Annotated in this window: 18 protein-coding genes; 8 read left to right on the top strand and 10 right to left on the bottom strand. The window is 73.6% G+C overall.

Annotated features, from left to right (window positions below; all coding sequences use genetic code 11):
- Window positions 1-21: 21 nt before the first annotated feature.
- Window positions 22-864, top strand: coding sequence for a restriction endonuclease (locus IE177_RS20730; RefSeq protein WP_190016825.1), 843 nt, complete (start codon window positions 22-24; stop codon window positions 862-864).
- A gap of 25 nt (window positions 865-889) precedes the next feature.
- Here IE177_RS20730 and IE177_RS20735 read toward each other — a convergent pair whose 3' ends face one another.
- The 5 genes from IE177_RS20735 to proP all read right to left on the bottom strand — a co-directional run bounded on the left by IE177_RS20735 (window position 890) and on the right by proP (window position 5,864).
- Window positions 890-1,531, bottom strand: coding sequence for a hypothetical protein (locus tag IE177_RS20735; protein WP_190016826.1), 642 nt, complete (start codon window positions 1,529-1,531; stop codon window positions 890-892).
- A gap of 53 nt (window positions 1,532-1,584) precedes the next feature.
- Window positions 1,585-2,886 carry a DUF7224 domain-containing protein gene (locus IE177_RS20740; protein ID WP_190016827.1) on the bottom strand — a complete coding sequence of 434 codons (1,302 nt, stop codon included), beginning with the start codon at window positions 2,884-2,886 and terminating at the stop codon, window positions 1,585-1,587.
- A complete protein-coding gene (locus IE177_RS20745; protein ID WP_190016828.1) occupies window positions 2,886-3,716 on the bottom strand; it encodes an ATP-binding cassette domain-containing protein in 831 nt (276 codons plus the stop codon). Before IE177_RS20745 ends, IE177_RS20740 begins: the two co-directional genes overlap by 1 nt.
- A 12-nt stretch (window positions 3,717-3,728) precedes the next feature.
- Complete coding sequence (locus IE177_RS20750) at window positions 3,729-4,151, bottom strand: hypothetical protein (RefSeq protein WP_229816180.1); 423 nt, start codon at window positions 4,149-4,151, stop codon at window positions 3,729-3,731.
- 216 nt (window positions 4,152-4,367) lie between these two features.
- A complete protein-coding gene (gene proP, locus IE177_RS20755) occupies window positions 4,368-5,864 on the bottom strand; it encodes a glycine betaine/L-proline transporter ProP (protein ID WP_190016830.1) in 1,497 nt (498 codons plus the stop codon).
- Window positions 5,865-6,107: 243 nt separating this feature from the next.
- Here proP and IE177_RS20760 point away from each other — a divergent pair, with 243 nt between their 5' ends.
- The 7 genes from IE177_RS20760 to IE177_RS20785 all read left to right on the top strand — a co-directional run bounded on the left by IE177_RS20760 (window position 6,108) and on the right by IE177_RS20785 (window position 15,736).
- Window positions 6,108-7,625 carry an MFS transporter gene (locus tag IE177_RS20760; protein WP_190016831.1) on the top strand — a complete coding sequence of 506 codons (1,518 nt, stop codon included), beginning with the start codon at window positions 6,108-6,110 and terminating at the stop codon, window positions 7,623-7,625.
- Between the two features lie 101 nt (window positions 7,626-7,726).
- Window positions 7,727-8,971 carry an LmeA family phospholipid-binding protein gene (locus tag IE177_RS20765; RefSeq protein WP_190016832.1) on the top strand — a complete coding sequence of 415 codons (1,245 nt, stop codon included), beginning with the start codon at window positions 7,727-7,729 and terminating at the stop codon, window positions 8,969-8,971.
- 637 nt (window positions 8,972-9,608) lie between these two features.
- The gene (locus tag IE177_RS20770; RefSeq protein ID WP_229816181.1) at window positions 9,609-10,985 is read left to right on the top strand and encodes an MFS transporter; all 1,377 of its coding nucleotides are present in this window, start codon (window positions 9,609-9,611) and stop codon (window positions 10,983-10,985) included.
- Window positions 10,982-12,775, top strand: coding sequence for a S9 family peptidase (locus IE177_RS20775; protein ID WP_229816182.1), 1,794 nt, complete (start codon window positions 10,982-10,984; stop codon window positions 12,773-12,775). The genes IE177_RS20770 and IE177_RS20775 overlap by 4 nt, the downstream gene beginning before the upstream one ends.
- Window positions 12,776-12,833: 58 nt before the next feature.
- Window positions 12,834-12,959, top strand: coding sequence for a hypothetical protein (locus IE177_RS35480; RefSeq protein WP_268253179.1), 126 nt, complete (start codon window positions 12,834-12,836; stop codon window positions 12,957-12,959).
- 92 nt (window positions 12,960-13,051) lie between these two features.
- Complete coding sequence (locus IE177_RS20780; RefSeq protein ID WP_190016881.1) at window positions 13,052-15,007, top strand: RiPP maturation radical SAM C-methyltransferase; 1,956 nt, start codon at window positions 13,052-13,054, stop codon at window positions 15,005-15,007.
- A gap of 69 nt (window positions 15,008-15,076) precedes the next feature.
- The gene (locus IE177_RS20785; protein ID WP_190016833.1) at window positions 15,077-15,736 is read left to right on the top strand and encodes a DUF5825 family protein; all 660 of its coding nucleotides are present in this window, start codon (window positions 15,077-15,079) and stop codon (window positions 15,734-15,736) included.
- A gap of 272 nt (window positions 15,737-16,008) precedes the next feature.
- On the opposite strand, the gene IE177_RS20790 is transcribed toward IE177_RS20785, so the two are convergent.
- The 5 genes from IE177_RS20790 to IE177_RS20810 are packed head-to-tail and all read right to left on the bottom strand — an operon-like array spanning window position 16,009 to window position 22,617.
- Window positions 16,009-16,344 (bottom strand): STAS domain-containing protein, encoded by a 336-nt coding sequence (locus IE177_RS20790; RefSeq protein WP_190016834.1) that lies wholly within the window; start codon window positions 16,342-16,344, stop codon window positions 16,009-16,011.
- A complete protein-coding gene (locus IE177_RS20795) occupies window positions 16,341-17,681 on the bottom strand; it encodes a SpoIIE family protein phosphatase (protein WP_190016835.1) in 1,341 nt (446 codons plus the stop codon). Before IE177_RS20795 ends, IE177_RS20790 begins: the two co-directional genes overlap by 4 nt.
- A complete protein-coding gene (locus IE177_RS20800; RefSeq protein WP_190016836.1) occupies window positions 17,681-18,484 on the bottom strand; it encodes an alpha/beta fold hydrolase in 804 nt (267 codons plus the stop codon). The genes IE177_RS20795 and IE177_RS20800 overlap by 1 nt, the downstream gene beginning before the upstream one ends.
- Window positions 18,485-18,535: 51 nt before the next feature.
- Window positions 18,536-20,860, bottom strand: a complete 2,325-nt coding sequence (locus IE177_RS20805; protein ID WP_190016837.1) for a prolyl oligopeptidase family serine peptidase — start codon at window positions 20,858-20,860, stop codon at window positions 18,536-18,538.
- The gene (locus IE177_RS20810) at window positions 20,833-22,617 is read right to left on the bottom strand and encodes an N-acetylglutaminylglutamine amidotransferase (RefSeq protein WP_190016838.1); all 1,785 of its coding nucleotides are present in this window, start codon (window positions 22,615-22,617) and stop codon (window positions 20,833-20,835) included. Before IE177_RS20810 ends, IE177_RS20805 begins: the two co-directional genes overlap by 28 nt.
- Window positions 22,618-22,670: the final 53 nt, after the last annotated feature.

Raw genomic sequence — 22,670 nt, forward strand, 5'->3', positions numbered from 1 at the left:
ACTGTCCAGGAGGAAGCCGGCATGACCATACCCGTGCGCCGTGTCCGACGTGTGAACCGCGGCCGCCGCTTCGATCTGCGCACGACCGCTCTGTTCTTCCTCCTGCTCGCGATCAGCCTGTGCGTCGTGTCGTTCCTGGCCCGCACGGCGGCGGGCATCGTCGAACACCGCCCGCTGTGGGCCGTGGCGCTGGCGCTGCTGGGCGGCGCGTCCGCACTGATGTTCCGGGACAGGTGGCGCCGTTTCTCCGCGGCGCGCTGCGCGCGCCGGGCCGCCCGGGCGCTGGAGGCGGGGGCCGAGACGGCTGCCGACAGCCTCCGCGCCGGCGAGGCGGCCGTCTTCCCCGCCGGGGCCGCCGCACCAGGAGGCCCGCCCGCCGAGATGACGGCACCGGAGTCGACGCCGGTCGCCACCGTGCCGCCGGCTCCGGGCGCCGGGGAGGAGACCACCGCCCTCGCCCTCGTGACCGACTACGCCGCACTCGACCCCGACGGCTTCGAGCAGGCCGTGGCCGAGCTGTGCACCCGGGACGGCTGTCGTGCGGTGGAAACGGTGGGAGGGCCTGGTGACCTGGGGGCGGACGTCACCGCCGTCACCTCACAGGGGCGGCGAGTGGTCATCCAGTGCAAGCAGTACGGTGACGGCAACAAGGTCGGCTCCCAGGACCTGCAGCGCTTCGGGGGGACCTGCTTCACCGTTCACGGCGCCGACGTCGCGGTGGTCGTCACCACCAGCGACTTCACCGCACCCGCGCTGGAGTACGCGGATCAGTGCGGGATCGTGTGTGTCAGCGGTCAGGAGCTGGAGGCATGGCGCGACGGCTCGGGGCCGAGCCTGTGGGACCGAGTGGGTATCGAGCCGTGAGCGAGGGCCCGGCCGTGCGTACCGGTCAGGTGTGCTCGGCCCGCTCCGTCTGCCGGGGCCGGCCCGTCGCGGCCGCGCACGCACCGGTCGTCCAGAGCGCAGCGGCCTGGACCGCTGCCGGGACGCTGGCTGCCGTATGCAGCGACCAGGCCCAGGGCTCGGGAGTGTTGGCGCTGCTCACGCCCAGGAACAGGGTGGGCCCGAACATGCCGAGCGGCAGCAGCCAGGCCAGCCCGCTGCCGAAGAGGCGGGCGCTGATCATGGCGAGCCCGAGGTAGCCGACGACGTTGCGGGCGGCGGACGTGCACACCTCCCCCGTCGCACCGGCGAGCAGCGGCAGTGCGCTCAGGCCCAGGGCCAGGACGAGCAGCGTCACCAGGTAGGTCCCCTGGTGGCGCCGCATCGGCTGGGCCGAGGTCTCCTCGAGGTCGGCCATGGGCGAGAACAGCGTGGTGGCCAGGATGACCGCGTGGGCGAGCGGCACGACTTCGGCGACCGGCACGCTGAAGTCCACCAGGTACCTGAACTGGGGCACCGCCACACGCTGTCCCGCGAAGGCGGTGGCCACCAGGGCGACCAGCAGCGCGGCACCGGCGGCCCGGGGCAGACCGCGGCAGCGTACGAAGGCGGCCACGGCGCCGTGCCGGGGACTGCCCGCCAGGCTCACGCGACGGCTCCGGAGGCGGCCGGCCGGCGCGTTCGGCTCGGGCGACACGGGGTTCACCCGGGAAGTCCGGGCACGGGCCTGCAGGCGCGAATGTTCCTGGCCGCCCCTTCGATCCAGGCGTCCTGCCGCGCGCGGGGTGCGCTCGTGATCCGGTCGAGTGCCCGGCCGAAGCTCTCACCGTAGTACTCGCCGGGTGCGCCGACGCGGGTGCGGACCGCGGCTTCGAAGAGGAAGGTGTCGGGGTAGCCCCCGATCTCCTTCAGCAGGTGCGGTCGGCAGTCCGGCGCCGCGGGCTGCGGCAGGGCAGCCGAGAACATGGCGTCGGTCAGTTCGGTCCGGCTTTCGGCGGGTGACATCACGGGCAGTTCGGCGGTGCCGGCCGCCGGGCGGTCGAGGCCGCTGGCGTAGAACTCGCGGTTGAAGCCGGTCAGGGGGCCGAGCCCCGAGTCGACGGTCCTCACCGCGGCGCGGGCCTCCGGCAGGAGGTGGCGGTCCTCGGGCCAGAGGCACACATTGGTCCTGCCGCTGGCCGCGCAGAGCGGGTGTGCGGGCTGCCCCTTGCGCACGGCCCAGTACGAGTCGGGCACCGGCGTGCGGAACGCCACGAGTGTGCCGCCCGCGACCAGCGCCACCAGGGTGAGCACGGACAGGGTCAGGGGCCGGGGCGCGAGCGCCGCGCGGCGCCGCAGGGCGGGCAGAGCGGTCAGCACGAGGCCGAGGGCCAGGCACCAGGCGACGGCGATCAGCATGCGGGTCCTGTTCGGCTCGAACTCCGAGCTCCAGAACTCGTCGATCGCGGGGAACAGCTTGTCGAGAGGAGTGTCCGGAACGAATGCGACGAACACGAACAGGCCGTACCACAGGATTCCGGCGAACGGTGCGACCACACGCGACGGCAGCGCCGAGCCGATGGCGACGCCGGCGGCGATCTCCAGGCCCATCATGCTCGCGCCCAGCAGCAGCGGCGTCCAGGCCGGCTCGCTGACGTCACTGACCGCCGCGGTGCGCGAGAACGCGACGGCGATGAACACGGCGTACGCGATCAGGGCCCAGAGCCAGGCCGCGAGCCACAGCAGGAGCGCCTGCGACCATCCGTTCCGGGCAGCCGTGTCGGCCCAGGCCCGCGTGCGGTGACGGAAGGCCCGGCCCGCTCCCCAGGCGGCCGCGGCGCTCATCACCGAGCCCATGACGATCACGGAGAAGAGCTGGACCTGAAGGCTGGTCTGCGTCCACCAGCCGATCCAGTCGCTGTCGCCGGGGCTCTCCGCGTTGAAGTAGTAGACGCCGGCGCCGCCCATGAGGGCCGCGGCCCACTTCGCCTCGCCCCGCCGCATCTCGGTCAGCAGGATGCGCATCACGTCGCCACCGCCTCCGGTCCGGCCAGATGCAGGTATCCGGCTTCCACGGCCCTCCCGTCGATCTGAGGGGCCACCGGACCGGAAGAACCGGCGTCCCCGGAGGACGCTCCCCCACCGGGCAGGGCGCACAGCTCGGCGACCGTTCCCGTGAAGCGGACCGTGCCTTCCAGCAGGACGGCGACCCGGTCGCACACGTGCGCCACGTCCTCGGCCAGGTGTGTGCTCATCACGACCGCGCACCGGTCGCCCAGATCCTTGATCAGGCTCCGGAAGCCGACCCGCTGGGCGGGATCCAGACCGACCGTCGGCTCGTCGAGGAGGACCAGGGACGGCTCGTTGACCATGGCCTGGGCGATGCCGACGCGGCGCAGCATGCCGCCGGACAGGGCGCCCATCCTGCGGCCGGTGTACTTCTCCATCTGCACCAGGCTCAGCGCCTCGACGGCCCGTTCGCGCCGCTGAGCGGCAGGCACCTTGCGCAGCCATGCGGCGTACTCGGTGAACTCCAGTACGGTGAAGCGCGGATAGAATCCGAAGGACTGCGGGAGCACCCCGATCCGCCGCCTGAGACGCTGCACGCGCGCCCGTCCCGACGCGTCCTCCCCCAGCAGGGTGACACTTCCGGTCCTCGGCCTGCGGGCGGTGCTCAACAGCGACAACAGGGTGCTCTTCCCGGCCCCGTTGGGCCCGAGAAGACCGGTGACGCCGGGAGGGAATTCGAGGGAGACGTCGTCCAGAGCGGTCGTCGGACCGTACCGCACGCTGACGCCCGCGACCGCCGCGACCGGCTGGGAGCCGGTCGCGGCGGCGCTGTGATGAGTGGTCACGTGATTCCTGAGTCAGTTCTGGGCGTTCACGTAACCATAGGCCCGGCTGCCCGGTATACCGGCCCAGCTGACCTTGGTGTAGTACTTGCCACTCGTGCTGGTGCCCTTGTACGAACCGCAGCCGTAGGCCTGCCTGTAGCTGCGGGACGTGCTGGCGATCTGCGGGTCGGGGCGGAGCCTCTTGTCCTGGTAGATGTAAGCGCTGAACGTCCGCGTGTCGTTGACCGGAACGTCACCGCAGGCCTTGGCGTGACCGCTGCCCGGTCCCTTCCAGCGGTCACCGTCCTCGTCGCTGCCGCCGGTGGCGATCGAGAACGGAAGCCTGCTGCCGTTGATCTCCGCCGCGATCGCGCCCGCCGCGGGCACTGCGATGGCGACGGCGGTCAGCGCTCCGACGACCGCGAGCTTGCGTTTCCCCGTGAACCTCTTCTGCATGAATTCCCCTGTAAGCAGGAGTACTTGGTCGATCGTCAGCCTACGTAAGGACCTGCCGAACCGCTCAGTAATATTCTCGATCGTGGCGATGATCACGGTGGACATGACATGCCGCCAGGTACTTGACGGACGAGCCTGAGGCTGCTGGGCCCAGGCCGGGGACCGGCACAGGTTCACCCGGAAGGGCTCTCGCGGACAGTTCCGCGTCGACCGGGATCAGAACTTCGGCAACGGGGACTGGGCGCGGACGAGTTCGGCGGCCTCCTGCTCCGTCTCGACGGACGGCGGGGAGCCGGCCAGCGGCTCGTTGGCGGTCTCCTTCATGCACAGGACCGCGACGACGCCGACCGCCGCGGCGGCCGTGGCGTAGTAGGCGGGCATGAGGTTGGTGCCGAAGGCGCTGATCAGGGCGGTGATCACCAGGGGCGTCGTGCCGCCGAAGACCGACGTGGAGAGGTTGTAGGCGACCGAGAGCGAACCGTAGCGGACCTGGGTGGGGAAGATCGCCGGGAGCGCCGCCGACATGGTGCCGAGCATCGCCACCAGGGACAGTCCCATCAGCAGCAGGCCCGCGGTGATGAGGACGACGTCGCCCTGCCGGATGAGGAGGAAGGCGGGCACGGAGAGGAGGAGGAAGCCGAGCATGCCGGTCATCAGGAGCGGTTTGCGTCCGAAGCGGTCCGAGAGCCGGCCGACCCGGCTGAGGACGCACATCTGGAGGACCATCACCAGAAGCAGGATCAGCAGGCCGCGGTTGGTCCCGTAGCCCAGTTCGTCGGACAGGTACGTCGGCATGTACGACAGCAGCATGTAGTCGGTGATGTTGTACGCCGCGACGAGCGCGAGGCACAGCAGCAGCGGCCGCCAGTACCGGGTGAAGATCTTGCCGAGGTCGCCGGTGGCCGAGGCCTCCACGGCGTCGGCGGCCTCGCCCGCCCCGGCCTGGCCGCCCTCCAGCTTCTGGAAGGCCGGCGTCTCGTCCAGCTTCAGCCGCAGGTAGAGGCCGATGAAGCCGAGCGGCGCCGCGACCAGGAAGGGGACCCGCCAGCCCCACTGCAGCATCTGGTCCTCGCCGAGGACGCTGGTGAGGATGACGACGAGGCCGGATGCTCCCACGTATCCGGCGAGCGTGCCGAACTCCAGGAAGCTTCCGAAGAAGCCGCGCCGCTTGTCCGGCGCGTACTCCGCGATGAACGTCGAGGCGCCTCCGTACTCACCGCCGGTCGAGAAGCCCTGTACCAGCCGGAAGAGGATCAGCAGGGCCGGGGCCCAGAGGCCGATGGCGGCGTGCGAGGGGATGAGCCCGATGGCGAAGGTCCCCACCGCCATCATGATCATGGTGAGGGAGAGGATGCGCTTGCGGCCGATCCTGTCGCCGAGCGGCCCGAGGACCATTCCGCCGACGGGACGCACCAGGAACGCCACGGCGAAGGTCGCGAAGGAGCTGAGCAGCTGGGCGGTGTCGTTGCCCGAGGGGAAGAAGACCTTGCCGAGGGTGGCGGCGAGATAGCTGTAGATGCCGAAGTCGTACCACTCCATGGCGTTGCCGAGGGCGGCGGCCTTGGTGGCCCGTTTCACGGCGGCCTCATCGGTCACGGTGATGTCGCCGCGCCGCAGCTTGGGGTTGCGCCGCCTCTCGACGGCGCGGAACAGCACCCTGTGGCGGCTGACCGCGGCGAGGTCCACCGAGTCGTCGTTGTCGGTCGCCGCCATGACGGATTTCCTTTCGCCGTTCGTATCACCAGGAACAACACCTGCGCAGTTATCGCCGGCTCAAACGGGTGCCTTCACCCGGCGCCCGAGTCGCTACTCGGCGTGACGGAAATGCCGGGATGCCTGGTGAGCGGCAGTGCCTGAGCCACCCCGGGGGGTTTCGGACGCGGGCCGCGGCGTGTGCCCACACCCCGCCGGGGGAACTTGGTTCACTCGGGTGCCGCACCGGTGAGAGGAGCCCGAGTGACGACGTCGGCGTCGGCGACAGGCGGTCCGGGCCCGGGTGCCGGGGAGACCCGGCCCGAGCCGGACCCCCGTCGTTGGCGTGCCCTGTGGGTCACGCTGGTGGCCGGCTTCATGAGCCTGCTGGACGTCACGATCGTGGCCGTCGCCCTGCCCACGATCCAGCGCGACCTGCACGCCTCGCCCGCCGAGGTGCAGTGGGTGGTGTCGGGGTACGCCCTCGCCTTCGCCCTCGCCCTCGTCACCGCCGGACGCCTCGGCGACGCTCTGGACCGGCGCCGCATCTTCCTGCTGGCGCTCGGTGCCTTCGTGGTCTTCAGCGCTGCCTGCGGGGCGGCCCCCGACATCACGCTGCTGGTGCCGGCCCGGCTCGCCCAGGGTCTGGCGGCCGGTTTCATGGCGCCCCAGAACTCCGCGCTGATCCAGCAGATGTTCCGGGGTGCCGAGCGCGGGCGCGCCTTCGGGTTCTTCGGGGCGACCGTCGGCATCTCCTCGGCCGTCGGCCCCGTCACCGGTGGCGCCATCCTCGCCCTGGCCTCCGGCGAGCAGGGCTGGCGGTGGATCTTCTACGTCAACGTCCCCATCGGCATCCTCGCCGTTCTCCTCGGCCGCCGCCTGCTGCCCCGCACCCGGCAGTCCGGCCGGGGGCACGTGGACGTGCCCGGCGTCCTGCTCCTCGGTCTCGGGGTCCTGGCGCTCATGTACCCGCTCGTCCAGGCGGACTCCGGTGGCATCGGGCACCTGTGGTGGCTGTTCCCCGCCGGTGTCGCCCTGCTCGCCGTCTTCGTGCGGTGGCAACGTCGCCTCGTCGCCCGCGGCATCCAGCCGCTGCTCGACCCGCGCCTGTTCACCACCGTGCGCGGTTACGCCGTCGGAGCCGGCGTCGGCACGCTGTACTTCATCGGCTTCAGCGGCGTCTGGCTGGTGTTCGCCCTCTTCTACCAGCGCGGCCTCGGCTACTCCCCGCTCCGTTCCGGCCTCGCCGTGACGCCGTTCGCCCTGGGCTCGGCGTGCGCGGCCGTGGTCGCGGGCCGGCTGGTCGACCGGTTCGGGCGGGTGCTCACCGTGTGCGGCCTGGCGGGGGTGATCGCAGGCCTCGGCGGTACGGCTCTGCTGCTCCGCTTCGCGCCCCTGGACACCGCCGTCTGGCTCACCGCCCCGGTCCTGCTCCTCGGCGGCGTCGGCAGTGGCTTCGTGGTCTCGCCCAACATCACCATGACCCTGCGGGACGTGCCCGTACGCATGGCGGGAGCGGCGGGCGGCGCCCTGCAGACGGGCCAGCGGCTCGGCGCGGCGGTGGGGACCGCCGCTCTGCCCGGCCTGTTCTACGTGGTGCTGGGCAGGAGCAGCGACTTCCGGGGCGCGCTCGGCGTCGCGCTGGCGTCCGCGCTCGCGGGCATGCTGGCGTCCCTGGCCCTCGCGGCGTTCGACTGGCGACGCGACCGCGAGAAGCGGCGGCCGCACCGGAAGTGCCCGGACGAGGTGGCCAACAGCCCGGTGCACGCCCGGCACTCCTGACCGGTCCGAGGCGACGGGTTCCAGTCACACAGTGGCTCGATTCGCACCCTGCCTCGGGCGGGACTTGCGAGCCGGGTGGGACCATATGATCAAATCTGCCGATGCGTACCCCCCACATACAGACGCATCATCCCTCTCCGTCCGACGGACCTCCCGCCGAACGGGTTCCCTCCCCACGCAACCCGTACGACGAACTGGCGGCCCTGGCCGACGGCCCACTGGACGACTTGACCGCCGGGGACAGCACGCCGGCCGTGCGGGACGACGACGCCGAGGAGCCCTGGGCACCGCCGAACCACAGGCGCGGCGGCCGCCGCCGCAACCGCGCCACCGGCCTGCCCGTCGTGGTCAGGGTCCTGGCCTGGTCGCTCGCCCTCACCTGCCTCGCGGCCCTCGCCGACCGCTGGGCGCTGCTCTACGCCGAACGCGAGGCGTCCGAACGGCTCAAGGACCAACTGCACCTCGCGGCCGCCCCCGAGGTGCGGATCGGCGGGTTCCCGTTCCTGACCCAGCTGGCCGCACGGCGCCTGGACTCGGTCCGGGTCACCGTGCCGGACGTCCCGGCCCACCGGGTCACCCTCACCCGGGTCAGCGCCACCGCACACGACATCCGCATCGACGGCGACGGGCCCACCGCGGTGCGCGGCGCGCTCGTCCACCAGGTGCGCGGGCGGGTCCTGCTGTCCTTCGCCGACATGAACCGCGAACTCGGCGCCTCGCAGGTCGCCTTCACCCCGCACGGCCCGGGAGGGATCCGGGCCCTCGGCTCGCTGCGCGTCGCGGGACGGGACGTGCGCGTACGGGCCGACGTGCGCATCCGGCGGGACGGGGAGCGCGGCATCGCCACCTCCGTGGACGGCATGCGGCTGGACGTCGGCGACCTCGCGACGTACCGGCCCGGGACCGGGCCCGCCGAGGGCCTGCACCTGACCCGCGCCTCGGCGCGCCGGCTCGGCCGGGAGGCGCGGAAGGTCAAGGCCCTGCTCGGCGTGCCGGAGATCGTGCGCCGCCTGGGCCTCCCGGACAGTGTGGTGCGCACGGCCCTGCGCGACGAGGACGCGCTGCACAGGCTCACCGGAGCACCGCGTCTGGTGCACGCCCTGACCCGCGTGAACCTCGTGGACACGGCACTCGCCCACCCGGCCGTGCTGAAGCGGCTGGGGCTGGACCTGTCCTTCCTCGACGAGCTGACCAAGCTCACCCGGCCGCGGATCGCCGACCGTTTCTCCTTCTCCTTCCGACTGCCGAAGCCTCCCGCGGGCGCCCTGCGCCTGCAGCGTGTGACGGTGGGCGAGGACGGCATCCACGCCGAGGTGCGGGGGACGGGACTGCTGCTGGGACGCTGAGGCGCGACGGCCGGGCCGCTCCCTCGGCGGCCGCCGCGGGCCGTACTCGACGCTTCGGCCGGGCCTGTTGTCGGCCAAAGTGAAACAGGCTCCACGGCCTCCACCGGGCGCGTCGCCGGCCTGACCGGCGGCGTGGCGGCCGGGTCCGCACGAGGCCGCGCCTGCGCGCGTGCGGAACCTCGGGTTTCACACGCAACGCCCGGGTGCGGCCCCGTCGCGGGGTCCTCGGCGATCCGCCGGTCCCGTACGGGCGTGCGGGCATCACCCGTACGAGCCGCCGTCGCGGGGTCCGCACCGCGGTCCCCGGAGGCGTACGGGGTGCGCTATCGCGAAGGCGCCGCGTCCGTCCGCGGCGGCGCCCGCCCGGGCTGCCGGGGCGCCGTCCTGCGGTGACGGGGCGTGCCCGACGGCCAGTCGTGTGTCGGCCATCTTCCGGGCGTCACGGGAACTCGAGGAATGTTCAGGGCCCTTGTTCCCCCGGCGCCTGGGTGATTAGGCTCCAGCCCGCTTTCGCACGTCGCACACATTTCTCACACATGGCGGTCGACTTCTCGGGACGCCATCGGCTTTCGCAGGCACCCCGCCGGACGCCCCCGGCGGTGGCTGCCGGGCACTCAGGGAGGTGGGGGGCATCGACGTGTCCGGTTTACCGCGGCGCGCCGACGGCGAGCCGCCCTCGCCCGTGGCCGTCCCCCACATGCGGGAGCCGGCGGCCGGCGCGGGAAGCCGCCGCGACACAGCCGTGCTGTGGTTCGTCAACGCCGTCGACGGGCTCGGCAGTCAGGCGTCCGGTCTGGTGTTCCCGCTCCTGCTGCTGGACCTGGGCAACGGCCCGGGAACCGCCGGCGTGTTCGCCAGCGCCGCCGCCGTCGCCGGCGTGCTGCTGGGGCCGCTGGTCGCCGTGCCGGCCGACCGGGGACACCGGCGCGCCGTCATGACCGCGTCGGCGGTAGTGGCGGCGCTGGCCATGGCCGCACTGGCCGTCGCCTGCCTCGGGCACCCGCCGCTGTGGGCCCTGCTGGGCCTGGCCCTCACCGAGCGACTGTGCGCCACGGCGTACGAGGCCGCGGCGCGCGGCTCGCTGTCCCGGCTGGCGGCCGCGGACGACATGCCGCGGGCGGTGGCCGGCCTTCAGGCGGGCGATCAGGCGGCGCTGGTGGCCGGGCCGGCGCTGGGCGGTGTTCTGTTCGGCGTGAGCCGCTTCCTGCCGTTCGCCGTGGACGCGGTCACCTACGCGGTGGCGGCGCTGGGGGCACGGGCCCTGCGCGGCCGGCTCGACGGGCCGGCCGTGTCCGCCCGGCCGGCCGCCGGAGCGCGGCGGCCGTCCGGCGGCACCGGCGACGCGCCCCGGCGGGTGTTCACGGGCGAGTTGCGGGCCGGTCTGGTGGTGGTGGTCCGCTCCCCCGCGCTGCGTCTGGTGCTGCTGTGGTCGTCGGTGGCGAGCGGCGTGCTCGCCCTGCTCTTCTACACCGCCGTGTTCGTGCTCGGCGACGGCTCGGGCGGCGCCGTCACCGGCGGCGTGCTCGCGGCCTCCGGAGCCGCCGGACTGGCCGGTTCGCTGGTGGCGGCGCGCGTGGTGCGGCGCCTGGGGGCGCGCCGGTCGCTGGTCGCGGCCACCTGGCTGCTCCTGGTGCCGTGCGCCGCCCTGTCGGTGGCCGGGGGGCCGTGGCTGTGGGCGCTGAGCTTCTCCGCGCTGTGCGCGGTACTGCCCGTCGTCACGGTGGTGCTCGGCGCCGCGGCCGTCCTCGCCGCACCCCCGGAGCTGCAGTCGCGGGCAGGAGCCGTACTGGCCGCCGGCGCCACCATGGCCGCGGCCCTGGCACCGGCGTGCGCGGCCGCACTGGTGCACTGGGGCGGGGGCAGGGCCGCGGCGCTCGCCTGTGGCGCCGTGCTGGCCGTGCTGGCCGTGCACACCCAGCGTTGCGGGGCCGCCGTGCTGCGCCCGCCCGCGCCGGGGGACGGGCGGGCGGCCGGCGCCCCTGCGGGCGGGTCCGCTCCAGGGGGCCGGCCATGACCGACGCGTACCAGGTCTTCGTGGCCACCCTGCCGGACGTGTGCCCGGCCGACCGGCACCGCATGGTCTTCACCGGGGACGCCGACGGCCGCTGCGAGGTGTTCACGTGGGACGCCGTCACCCGCCGGGTCCAGCAGGTGACCGACAGCACGGGGGGCACCGTCCACCGGGCGATGGACGCCGACGGGTACGTGTGGTGGTTCGACGAGGACGCGGCGGGAGAGGGCCGCTGGTGGTTCCGGCACTTCGACGGCGGCCCGCGGCTGCCGGGCCTGCCCGGCGCACCGGCCGGCCCGCCGCGCGGGCTGGGCGTGAGCGCGGACGGGACGGTCGCCACGGCGGTCGCCCGGGGCGAGCGGACCGTGGTGACGGTCGGCCGGCGCGGCCGCGCCCCCGACGCGGTGCTGCGGATGCCCCGGTCGTACCGGCTGGGCGGCATCAGCGCGGACGGCGAACTGATCGCCCTCGCCGCGGCGGCCGGCGAGGAGGCGGCCGTCTCGGTCGTCGCGCGCGACGGCCGGACCGTCGCCACCCTGCCCGGCCCCGGCCGAGCCGGAGCCGGGCTGTGGTGCCAGGGCTTCACCGCCGTGGCCGGGCACGGCGAGCTGCTCCTGGTGCGCGATCTCGGCGACCGGTACGCCCTGGCCACCTGGACCCGGGGGCGCGGGCTGCGCACCCATCGCTGGTGCGCGTTCGACACGGAGATCACCGCCCGCTGGTACCCGGACAGCCGGGAGGTGCTGGTGCGCCAGGACCGCCACGGCCGCTCCCTGCTGCACCGCGTCGACCTCGGCTCCCGGCGCCGCGCCCTCGTGCCCACGCCCGCCGGCACCCTGCTGGACGCCGCGCCCAGAGCCCTGGGAGCGGTCGACTACCTGTGGACCGGCACCGCCCGCTCACCGGTCCTGTGCGCCACGGACGGCGTGGCCCTGCCGCCCGCCGCCCCCGCCGTGGTCGTTCCCGGCCGGCACACCGACCGCTGGACGGACACGCCATGGGGGCGTGTGCACACCCTGCTGAGCCTGCCCGAGCCGGCCGGCACCGCTCCGCCGCCCGCAGTCTTCCTGGTCCACGGCGGGCCGGCCGACCACGACCGGGACGCCTACGACGGCACGGTGCACTCGCTGGTCGCGTCGGGCTACGCGGTCGTCCGCGTCAACTACCGGGGCTCCACCGGGTACGGACCCCGCTGGCGGCGCGCCTCTCCCGCCGGGGTGGGGCACACGCAGGTGGATGACCTGGCCGCGGTCCGCGCCGACCTCGTCTCCAGCGGACTGGTCGCCGGCGACGCCACCGCGCTGTGGGGGGTGTCCTGGGGCGCCTATCTGGTGCTGCTCGCCCTCGGCCGCCGGCCCGGGCTGTGGCAGGCCGGTGTGGCGGTGAAACCGGTGGCGGACTGGGCGGCCGCGCACCGGGCGACCACACCGGCGCTGCGGGCCCTGGACATCCGGATGTTCGGCGGCACCCCGGACGACGTGCCCGAGCGCTACACCGGCAGCTCCCCGCTCACCTACGCGGCCTGCGTGACGGATCCGCTGCTCGTCGTGGGCGCGACCCGCGACACCAAATGCCCGCCCGGACAGATCCGTACCTACCTCGACGCGCTGACGGCCGCGGGCGTGGCGCACGAGGCCATGTGGCTCGACACCGGTCACGACGGGTACGACGGCGCGGCGCACGTCGCCGTCCTGCGCCGGGCCCTGTCCTTCCTGCGCGCGCGGCTGCCCGACCCGGCCCCCCGCGCCCCTGGACGTCCTCCCCGACCGGCGGGAGGACCCCGGCCCCGCTGAGACCACAGCGGGACCGGGTGCGCACAGCACTCCCACCACCTAAAGAAGGAGAAGCACCGTGCAGAAGGACATCATCCACAACGACCCGCTCGCGGGCGACGAGGAGAACCGGAAGCCGGGCATCGGCATCACCATCACCGTTCCGTTCCGCAACGCCGACGAGGGCGACGAGACCGAGGAGTGACGCACCGCCCGGCCGGCCCGCCTCCTCGCGGGCCGGCCGGGCTCGCCGTCCCTCCCCGCCCTCCGCCCGCGCTCTCATCCAAGGAGCCGTCCGTGCGCGTTCTCCTGCTCAACATGCCGTGGTCGCCCATCGACCTGCCCTCCCTGGCCCTGGGCATCCTCAAACGCAGCGTCGACGAACGTGTCCCGGGCGCGACCTGTGAAGTGCTGCACGCCAACCTCGAGTTCACCGACTGGATCACCCGGCGCACCGAGTTCTCCGCCGAGGACTACGAGTACTACGCGCTGTCCTCCTACTTCCTCGGCTGCGGCGACTGGGTGTTCTCCAGCGCCCTCTACGACGATCCCGCCTGGAAGGAAGCCGAGTTCACCGAGGTGATGACCGGCAGGCTGCGCTCCTCACGGATGCGGATGACCCGCCGGCTGCACGCGGTCGTTCCGGAGTTCGTGGAGGAGATCGCGCAGCGGGTGGCCGACCTCGCCCCCGACGTCGTGGGGCTGACGTCCACCTTCCAGCAGAACACGGCCGCGCTGGCGGTGGCCCGGCACATCAAGCGGCTCGCCCCGCAGGTCGTGACGGTCATGGGCGGCGCCAACTGCGACGCGGAACAGGGCGCGGCCGTGCACCGCAACTTCCCCTTCGTCGACTTCGTGGTGCGCGGTGAGGGCGAGGACGCCTTCCCGCGGCTGCTGGAGGCGCTGCGCGACGGATCGGCGACCGGCGCGGCGGCCGGGATACCCGGGCTGTGCCACCGCAGCGACGGCACGTCCGTCGCCAACCCGATGCCCGCCGGCCCCCTGCCCCCCGCCGCCATCCTCCCTCCGGACTACAGCGGCTACTTCGAGCGTCTGGCCGCGTCCGTGGCCCGCAACTGGGTGGAGCCCAAGCTGGTGGTCGAGGGCGCCCGCGGCTGCTGGTGGGGCGAGAAGCACCACTGCACGTTCTGCGGTCTGAACGGCTCGTTCATGGAGTTCCGCAGCAAGAGCCCCGACACCTTCTACCGGGAGATCATGGACCTGGCCGAGCGCCACCGGGTCCTGGACATGTACGTGGTCGACAACATCCTCGACATGCGGTACCTGTCCACCGTGCTGCCGAGGATCATCGACAGCGGCTACGACCTGCGCATGCACATCGAGATCAAGGCGAACATGCGCCGACCGCAGCTGCAGGTCCTCGCCGACGCCGGCCTCATCTACGTCCAGCCCGGCATCGAGAGCCTCAACAGCAGGGTGCTCGACCTCATGGACAAGGGGGTCAGCGGCTGCCAGAACGTGCGGATGCTGCGGGACGCGGCCGAGACGGGGCTGTCGGTCTCCTGGAACTACCTGCACGGCTTCCCGGGTGAGACGGACGCCGACTACGACCCCGTGATCGGCCAGCTGCCCGCGCTGGAGCACCTGAACCCGCCGGTCGACCTGTCGGCGCGGATCGCCATCGAACGTTTCAGCCCCTACTTCGACCGGCCCGAGCTGGGTTTCACCGGCCTGCGCCCGGAGGAGCACTACCTGTTCACCTACGACCTGCCGGAGGAGGAGCTGCACGACCTGGCCTACGTCTTCCAGGCGCCCGAACGCGGCATCGGCGAGGACACGGTGACCCGGCTGAACGACGCCATCGCCGCGTGGAAGAAGCACCACACCGACGCCCGGCTCACCCACACCGACCTCGGTGACGAGATCGTCCTGGTCAGCCGGCGGCACTCGTTCCAGTGGCGGACGAAGCGCCTGACGGACCCGTTCGGCGTCGCCGTCTTCCGGCTCCTCGACCAGCCGCACTCCCCCGCCGCGCTGCACCGCAAGGCCACCGCCGACCCCGCGTTCGCCGACCGCACCGCGCGGCAGGTGCGGGAACTCCTGGACGAATGGTCGGCGCTGGGCGTGACCTTCACCGACGCCGGCCAGTACGTCCACATCGCGCCCGCCTCCGTCAACCAGGACCTGCTGCGCCTCGACTACATGAGCCACCTGCACGCCCGCCCCGCGCCGGCACCGGCCGAGGGGCACGCCACGACGGCCCGGCCCGCCCCGGCTCCCGCCCTGCCCTGAGGCCCGCGGCCGCCGCCCCGTCCTCTCCCCCGACACCGCCCACGTCCCGGTCAGCCCAGAGGAGCCGCCATGTCCTCCAGTACACCGTCCCCGGCCGTCCTGGCCTGGCGCGACCACGACGCCCAGGCCCGGTCGCTGCCGGGCATGTCCCTGGGCCGCGTTCCGCTCGCCGCGGACCCCGGCGCCGCCGAACGGCTGTGGGCCATGGGCGCGCGCCGGGCCGAACTCGACAGCCCGGTGGACCTCGTCACGCCCGGGCCGGGCGCGGCCCGGGCCGCGATCGACAGACTGTGCCTGGTCCGCGACCTGACCGCACGGGCGGTCCAGGTCGACTGGGACCTGCGCCTGCCGCCGGGGAGGGCCGAACAGACCTGGAAGGTGCTGTCCCACCTGCAGCCGCCCCATACGGTCACGGGTCCCGCCGACGCCGGTACCGCACTGCACGCCTGGCGGACCCGCCACTACCTCTGCAAGCTGGTGTGGCGCCAGGGTCCTGGCTTCCTGCAGATCCGCGACCGGCGCTGGGGCGACCTGCGCCGCTTCACCGCCGACGACCCCCGCTACCCGGAAGCCGTCGCCCGGCTCGACCGGGGCGCCCGCCACTCGGACATCGCCGCCGACATCCTGGCGGAGCTGACCGCCGAGCACCTCGTCCTGCGGGCGGACGACCTGGTCTGGTGGCTCCCCTACCGCGTCACCCGATGGCTGCAGGAGGCGATGGCCGTTTAGGGTCTCTCTTTCGGATCAGGCCGGCTCCGGTCGACGGCGACTTCCGACCGACCCGAGCGGGGTCTGGTGCGTGCGGCTGCAAGGCGGAGGAGGGAGTCGACGCGGAGCGTCGGCGAGTGACGACAACGCCGCAGGTGTGCGTGCCGGACCCCGCGACGCCGGCAAGATCCGGAAGAGAGGCCCTGGGGCCGGGCACCGCGGGGCGGGCGGGAATCGTCGGACAGGCCCTTCGGACGGGCCGCCGGGGGCCGTGCCGGCGTGGCCCGTCCGCGTCAGGCACCGGACGCGTCGGTGCCGGCCTCGAGGTTGAAGACCTGGTCGAGGCCGACGATGGTGAAGACGCGCCGCAGACTGGACGGGACGGCGGCCAGCACGATGTCGGCGCCGGCGGACCGCGCGTGCTGCCAGGCGGCCAGCAGCACCGTGATGCCGGTGGAGTCGCAGAACTCCAGGCCGGCCAGATCGAGGGTCAGGCACTGTCCCGGCCCGAGGCCGACGTCCTCGACCTGACGGCGCAGGGCGGCGGCCTGGTCGTAGTCGAGTTCGCCGGCCACGTGCAGAACGGGGCCGGTGGCGGCGTCGCGGTGTGTGATGTTCAGCGGAGTCATCGTGAGTGATTCGTTGCCGGGCCGGTGGGAGACGGGGTGGCGGGGACGCCGAGGGCCAGCAGGGCGGTGTCGTCGTCCAGGCCGTCGCCGAAGCCCCGCAGCAGGTCGGTGAGCGCTTCGATCACCTCTCCGGGTGCCGCGGGCGCCTGATCGGCTGCGAAGGCGAGCAGCGCGTCCTCGCCGTAGAGGTGGTCACGGGTGGGACCGGTGCGGGCCTCGGTCAGCCCGTCGGTGTAGAGCAGAATCGTATCGCCGGGCGCCAGCGTGGCCGTGGCGGTGACGAACGGCGCGTCGGGCAGGATGCCGACCAGCAGTCCGCCGGGAGTGGGCAGCAGTTCGGCCCTGCCGTCGGCCCTCAGGACGATGGCAGGGGGGTGGCCGCCGGAGGCGAGGTGCACGGCCGCGCTTCCGTCGGCACCGGGTTCGAGGATGCCGAAGACACACGTGCAGTACCGGGGGTCGCCGCCGGCGGTGTACCGGTCGTGCAGGACGGTGTTCAACGTGGTCAGCGCGGCGGCCGGCACCGGATTGTGGTGGGCCGCGGCGCGCAGGGTGTAGCGGGTCAGCGAGGTGAGGGCGGCCGCCTGGGGGCCCTTGCCGCACACGTCGCCGAGGAAGAAGGCCCACCTCGTGCCGTCGACGGGGAACACGTCGTAGAAGTCGCCGCCGAGCTGGTCGGGAGAGGCCGTGTGGTAGTGGACCGCGGTCTCCACGCCGGGCACGACGGGCAGGATCTCCGGGAGCAGCGACTGCTGCAGGACCGCGAGCGCGTCGGCGAGCCGCAGCCGGTCGGCCTCCGCCTGCCGGTGGGCCTCCTCCGCCTCCGCGCGCGCCCGCTCGGCCTCGGCGCGGGCTCGTTCGGCGTCCTGACGGCGGCGGAGCAGCTCCTCCTCGTAGGCGCGCCGGTCGGAGGCGTCGAAGACCGTGGTGCGGATCAGCAGCGGCTGGCCCTCGGTGCCGTACTTGACCACGGAGGAGACCAGCACCGGCAGCCGGCCGCCCCCGGCCTTCCTGATCTCCAGGGCGATGCCCCGCAGCTCGCCCTGCATCCGCAGCAGCGGAGCGAAGTGCGTCTCGTGGTAGAGCTTGCCGCCGACGGTCAGCAGGTCGGTGAAGCGCATGCTTCCGACGACGTCCTCGCGCTCCAGGCCGAGCCAGTCGAGCAACGTGCGGTTGATCTTGGCGATGGTGCCGTCCATCAGCGTGGACAGATACCCGCAGGGCGCCGATTCGTACAGTTCCTCGGCGCTGTCCTCCAGCAGCGCGCTGAAGGCGGCCGCCGTGCGCGCGCGGCCTCCGGCACCGGCCGGGTCGGGCGAGTCGCCCGTGCGGCACATCACGGCCGGGTGTCCAGGAAGTCCAGGATCGCCCGGGCGGTGGCCTCCGGAGCGCTCAGCTGGGGGCAGTGGCCGATGGCGTCGAGGGTGACCAGGCGGGAGGAGGGGATCGCGGCGTGCACGTAGGCGCCGACCTCGCGCGGGGCGATGACGTCCTGGGCGCACTCCAGGACCAGGGTCGGCACGGTCACGGACTCCAGGTCGCCCCGGCTGTCGGTCAGGAAGGTGGTGCGGGCGAAGACGCGGGCGATGTCGGGGTCGGTGGCGCAGAAGCTGTTGGTGAGCTCCTGTCCCAGCTCGGGCCGGTCCGGGTTGCCCATGATCACCGGCGCCATGGCGGAGGACCAGCCCAGGTAGTTGGACTCCAGGGAGGCCAGCAGCTCGTCGATGTCCTCCGCGGCGAAGCCGCCGCGGTAGCCCTCGTCGTCGATGTAGCAGGGCGAGGGGGCGACCATCACCAGCGCGCCGATGCTCTCCGGCACGATCCGCGCGGCCAGCACCCCGACCATGGCGCTGACCGAGTGCCCCACGAACACCGCGTCCTCGAGGTCCAGCGCCTCGCAGACGTCGGCCACGTCCTGGGCGTAGCCGTCCAGCGAGGAGTACCGCTCCTCGGACCAGGCCGACAGGTCCGAGCCGCCGGAGCCGACGTAGTCGAACAGCACGACGCGGTGGCGCGCGGCCAGCGCCGGCACGATGAGGCGCCACATGTTCTGGTCACATCCGAACCCGTGCGCGAGCACCACCGCGGGGGCGTCGGCCGGACCGGTGACCGTGATGTTGTTGCGGCGCTGAACGTCCATGACCACCATGGTGCCATCCGGCTCCGGTCGCCCGGATACCGGCCTCACGCGTCAGACCGCCACATGCCGCTGGATCCAGTCGGCGGCCGAGCGGCGGAAGAGGCGGCGGTTGTCCGCGCGGCGGAACTCGTGGCCCTCCTCGTGCAGCAGGAGGAGTTCGGCCTCCAGCCCCCGCTCCCTCGCCGCCCTGACGAACTGCTCCGACTCCCGGACGGGCACGTTGGTGTCGTGCTCGCCGTGCACGGCCAGCACGGGGGCGCGCAGGGCGTCGACACGGCTCATCGGAGACAGGGCCCGCAGCAGGTCGCGGTCACGTTCGGGGTGCCCGTACTTGTGCGCGGCCGACTCGGCGAGCCAGGGCTCGGTGCCGGCGAAGAAGGTGTTGAGGTCCGACATCCCGCACACCGCGACACCGACGCGGAAGAGTTCCGGATGCCACACGAGAGAGGCCATCGTCAGATAGCCGCCGTACGAACGCCCCATCACCGCGAGGCGCCGCGGGTCGGCCAGCCCCGCCACCACCACGTGGGCCGCGCAGTCGGCGACGTCGTCGAGCGCGGCGAAGCGGCCCTCGCCGAGGTCCGCGTCGACGAAGGAGCGGCCGTATCCGGAGGAGCCGCGTACATCGGGGGCGAAGACGTCCAGTCCCCGGCCGAGCAGTTCGTGGTAGAGCGGATCCAGCATCGGGCGTTCCTGCTCCTCGGGGCCGCCGTGCAGGTGCAGGACGCAAGGGGCCGGCTCCTGCGCGGAGCGGCCCGGCGCCCGGTAGTACCAGCCGCCCAGGGGCAGCCCGTCCCGGGCGACGGGGCGCAGGGGCACCGGCCGCACGGGTGGGCGGCCGGGCGGGACGGCGTCCTCGTCGCGCGAGGACCAGGGGGTGCGCAGCGCCGCGCCCTGGTGCAGCCACCACACTCCCGGCCGGCGCCGGGAGCCCGACAGCGCCAGCACGGGGCCGTCGGCGGACGGGGTGGGCACCAGCCGCGTGATCACCTCGTGCGGCAGTTCGACGGCCGGGCCCGTCGCGGCGGACGGCTCGTGCGGGCCCGTGCCCCGCACGGCCGGTGCGGCCGGATCGAGGGGGACGATCTCCAGCTCGCTGACACCCCGCGCGTTCCACGACAGCACGGCGCTGCGCCCATCCCTGCCCAGGGCCAGCAGTTCCAGATCGCAGCCGGGACGGGCCGCGACGGCCCGGTGACCCAGCCACTGCCCCCGCGGGCCGAGCCTGACCGCGACCAGTGCCGCGAACTCGCGCCCGGCGTCGCTGCGCAGCCACAGGGTGCGGCCGTCCGGCGCGAAGCCGCCGATCCACGGGTCGCCGTCCGCGACGCGGACGGAGCCGGTGACCGTGCCGTCCCGCAGGCGTACGACGAGTGCCTCGCGGCGGCCTCGCGGTCCCCGGCGCACCAGGGCGAGCGAGCGGTCCCGGCTCAGTGCGCACACCCGCAGGGTCGGCGCCCCGCCCTCGCTCGCGACCAGCACCGGTGCGGCTCCGCCTTCTGGGTCGACCAGGTAGGCCGCGAGGGTCCTGTGCTCCTGTTCGTCCGGGGGTGCTCCGAGGCCGCCGTGGAGCACCGTCCGCTGCGGCTCCTGGTGGGGCACGGACGCGAGCGGCGCGGCGCCCAGCAGGACCGCGCGGCCGTCGCGCTCCGTCCAGCCGCCGGAGTGGGCCGGCACCGGCGGCTCCGTCGTGGCGGCCGGCCGGTCGGGGCCCGTGCGCGCGAGGCCGGCGGGCGCGGGCTCCGTCATGGTGACCGCGACGGCCGAGCTGTCGGGTGACCAGCAGCCCAGGTGCGCGGAGACGCCGGGCTCGCCGCCGGCCAGCAGACGGCGCGAGGTGCCGTCGGGGCGCACGCACAGGACACGGGTGAGTTCACCGCCGCCGGGTGCGGTGGTGTACGCGATCCAGCGGCCGTCGGGAGACCAGGACACCTCGGTCACCGGGTCGGGGTCGGCGTCCAGCAGGTGCGGCTGGTCCCCGTCCACGGGTCCGGCCCACAGTTGCGGTACTCCGGTGCGGTCGCAGATGAAGGCGACGTACCGGCCGTCGGGGTCCGTCGAGGGGTACCAGCAGCCGTGGGCGACGAGCCGCTGCGGCACGTCGTGCGGGGCGGCCGAGTCCGGCAGGGCCACCGGCTCCGGCGCCGACTGGGCCGCCGGGGCCGTGGCTCCCCCGGCTGTTTCCGGCGGCGGATGCGGTGCCGGCGGTCCCCCGGCCGGCTCCGGCCGCGCCCGGCCGCGCGGCCGGGCGGCGGCCTGGGGCCACTCGTGGCCGGGGGGTCGCGTGTCCGGGGCGGGTGCGGCGGCGGGCGCGGTCCCCGTCCCCTCCTCGCCCCGGACCGTCGGGGTCAGTGGATGCCGTGCGTCTGCAGCCATGTCTCCAGCAGCGCTACCTGCCACAGTGCGTTCGCTCCTCGCCGGGTGTGGTGCGCGTTGGGCGCCGCGAGCAGTTCTGCGACGTACTCCTGGCGGAAGACGCCGCGTTTCCGGGCCTCCGGGGCGGTGAGCGCCTCGCGGACCCGCTGCAGCACCGGTCCTGCCATGTGCTTGATCGCGGGGACCGGGAAGTAACCCTTGGGCCGGTCGACGACCTTGCGCGGGAGGACCTTGCGCCCGGCGGCCTTGAGGACGCCCTTCCCGCCGTCGGCGAGCTTGAGCTCGGGCGGACAGGCCGCGGCCAGCTCGACCAGCTCGTGGTCCAGGAAGGGCACCCGGGCCTCCAGGCCCCAGTCCATCGTCATGTTGTCCACGCGTTTGACGGGATCGTCGACCATCATCACGTGCGTGTCCAGGCGGAGGTCGGCGTCCAGGGCCGTCTCCGCCCCGTCGGCCGCCATGTGGGCGCGGACGAACTCGGTGGAGGTGTCCCGCTCCGGCAGGTGAGGCGGCTCGAGGATGCGGGCCAGCTCGGCGTGGGAGCGGTCGAAGTAGGTGTCGGCGTACGCCTGGGCGGCCCGCTGCCGGGGCACGCCGGCCATGGCCGGGTACCAGTGGTATCCCGCGAACACCTCGTCGGCGCCCTGGCCGCTCTGGACGACCTTCACCTCCTTGGCGACCTGCTCGGACAGCAGGTGGAAGGCCACCACGTCATGGCTCATCATGGGTTCGCTCATGGCGCGCACCGCCGACTCCAGTGCCCCCGACACCCGGTCGGACGGCACCATGAGCTGGTGGTGGTGGGTGTCGAAGTGGCGGGCGACGAGGTCGGAGTAGACGAACTCGTCCCCCTCCTCGCCCCCTTCGGACTCGAATCCGACGCTGAAGGTCGCCAGGTCGTGCTGTCCCTCGTCGGCGAGCAGGGCGACGATGAGGCTGGAGTCCAGACCGCCGGACAGCAGCACGCCCACCGGGACGTCGGCCACCATCCGGCGGCGTACGGCGGTGCGCAGCGCGTCCAGCACCGCGTCCGTCCAGTCCTGCGCGCTCATCCCGGCGTGTTCCGGGCGGCGCGTGTACGGGGGCTGCCAGTAGCGGTGGTCGCGGTGGGTGCCGTCCCGTTCGACGACGCGCACGGTGGCCGGAGGCAGCTTGCGCACGCCGTTCAGGACGGTGTGGGGTGCCGCCACGGTGGCGTGCCAGCTGAAGTACTGGTGCAGGGCCACCGGGTCCAGGGAGGTGTCCACGTCGCCGGCGGCCAGGAGGGCCGGCAGCGAGGAGGCGAAGCGCAGCCGGTCGGGCGTCTGCGCCAGGTAGAGCGGTTTGATGCCGAGCCGGTCACGGGCCAGCACCACGCGTCCGCTGTGGAGTTCCACGATGGCGAAGGCGAACATGCCGAGGAAGTGCCGGACGCAGTCGACGCCCCACTGCTGGTAGGCCCGCAGCACCACCTCGGTGTCGGAACCGGAGAAGAACTCGTGGCCGAGCGCGCGGAGTTCCGCGCGCAGCTCCCGGTAGTTGTAGACGCAGCCGTTGAAGACGCCGACGATCCCCGCACGGGGGTCGGCCATGGGCTGGGCGCCGGTCTCCGACAGGTCGATTATCTTCAGGCGGCGGTGTCCCAGGGCCACCGGTCCCTGCGACCACACGCCCCGGCCGTCGGGTCCGCGCGGTGCCAGCCGGTCGGTCATCCGTTCCACCGCCGCGACGTCCGGCCGCTCGGCGTCGAACCGTATCTCTCCGCTCAGTCCGCACATCAGCTGCTTCCCCTTCCCCGGATCGCCTGGCCCGTCGTGCGGCGCGCGCGGCG

It is taken from the genome of Streptomyces lucensis JCM 4490 (assembly GCF_014650035.1).
In the GTDB taxonomy this organism is placed as follows: domain Bacteria; phylum Actinomycetota; class Actinomycetes; order Streptomycetales; family Streptomycetaceae; genus Streptomyces; species Streptomyces lucensis.

What these genes read in the sequence shown, in the direction of transcription:
- IE177_RS20765 (WP_190016832.1), top strand. Translation starts at nt 7,727, where the DNA reads ATGCGTACCCCCCACATACAGACGCATCATCCCTCTCCGTCCGACGGA.
- IE177_RS20810 (WP_190016838.1), bottom strand. Translation starts at nt 22,617, where the DNA reads ATGTGCGGACTGAGCGGAGAGATACGGTTCGACGCCGAGCGGCCGGAC.
- IE177_RS20795 (WP_190016835.1), bottom strand. Translation starts at nt 17,681, where the DNA reads ATGTGCCGCACGGGCGACTCGCCCGACCCGGCCGGTGCCGGAGGCCGC.
- IE177_RS20740 (WP_190016827.1), bottom strand. Translation starts at nt 2,886, where the DNA reads ATGCGCATCCTGCTGACCGAGATGCGGCGGGGCGAGGCGAAGTGGGCC.
- IE177_RS20785 (WP_190016833.1), top strand. Translation starts at nt 15,077, where the DNA reads ATGTCCTCCAGTACACCGTCCCCGGCCGTCCTGGCCTGGCGCGACCAC.
- IE177_RS20805 (WP_190016837.1), bottom strand. Translation starts at nt 20,860, where the DNA reads ATGGCTGCAGACGCACGGCATCCACTGACCCCGACGGTCCGGGGCGAG.
- IE177_RS20790 (WP_190016834.1), bottom strand. Translation starts at nt 16,344, where the DNA reads ATGACTCCGCTGAACATCACACACCGCGACGCCGCCACCGGCCCCGTT.
- proP (WP_190016830.1), bottom strand. Translation starts at nt 5,864, where the DNA reads ATGGCGGCGACCGACAACGACGACTCGGTGGACCTCGCCGCGGTCAGC.
- IE177_RS20730 (WP_190016825.1), top strand. Translation starts at nt 22, where the DNA reads ATGACCATACCCGTGCGCCGTGTCCGACGTGTGAACCGCGGCCGCCGC.
- IE177_RS20750 (WP_229816180.1), bottom strand. Translation starts at nt 4,151, where the DNA reads ATGCAGAAGAGGTTCACGGGGAAACGCAAGCTCGCGGTCGTCGGAGCG.
- IE177_RS20800 (WP_190016836.1), bottom strand. Translation starts at nt 18,484, where the DNA reads ATGGACGTTCAGCGCCGCAACAACATCACGGTCACCGGTCCGGCCGAC.
- IE177_RS20775 (WP_229816182.1), top strand. Translation starts at nt 10,982, where the DNA reads ATGACCGACGCGTACCAGGTCTTCGTGGCCACCCTGCCGGACGTGTGC.